Consider the following 547-nt stretch of genomic DNA (forward strand, 5'->3'; position numbering starts at 1 on the left):
GCAGCATCGACGTGCACGCACAGCCCGCGGCGGTCGCCGTGCGGGACAACGGCACCCGGCTGTACATCGCCGACTACGCCGGTCTGGTCAACGTCTTCGACGTGGCCGAGTCGCTGTACTCGCAGCTCGCCTCGGTGGACGCCGTCGAAATGCACCAGCTGCCCGCTCTGGCGCCGGCCGGCGCCTGATTCAGCGCCAACGGTAGCGGCTCCGGGGTCTCCCGGCCTTGCCGTATTCCGTAGCGCGAGTGACGGTTCCTTCATCGGCCAGGCGCTCCAGATACCGCCACGCCGTCACCCGCGACACCCCGACCCGCTTGGCTGCCTCCTCGGCCGTCAGGCCGTCGGGTTCGTCCCGCACGGCCGCGGCAATCCCCTCGGTGGTCTGCGGCGCCGCGCCCTTTGCCGAAGATCTGGCAGATTCGCTTGCGGCAACCCGTAATTCAGCCAGTGCTCGGTCCACCTCGGCCTGGCTGGCGGCATCGGTTCCGGACGGCAACGCCGAACGATAACGGCGGTAGCGTTCCAGGCGATCGCGGAACGCCGCG

The 547-nt window shown here is 69.8% G+C and carries 2 protein-coding genes; one reads left to right on the forward strand and one right to left on the reverse strand.

Annotation, left to right across the window (positions count from 1 at the left end; all coding sequences use genetic code 11):
* A partial coding sequence (locus tag IMZ11_RS43565) for a hypothetical protein (protein WP_228649564.1) occupies positions 1 to 188 on the forward strand: 188 nt, incomplete at its 5' end.
* A 1-nt stretch (position 189) separates the two neighbouring features.
* Here IMZ11_RS43565 and IMZ11_RS43570 read toward each other — a convergent pair.
* A partial coding sequence (locus IMZ11_RS43570) for a helix-turn-helix domain-containing protein (RefSeq protein ID WP_228649566.1) occupies positions 190 to 547 on the reverse strand: 358 nt, incomplete at its 5' end.

Origin of the sequence: Microtetraspora sp. AC03309 (genome assembly GCF_020826795.1) — a bacterium.
Lineage (GTDB): Bacteria > Actinomycetota > Actinomycetes > Streptosporangiales > Streptosporangiaceae > Microtetraspora > Microtetraspora glauca.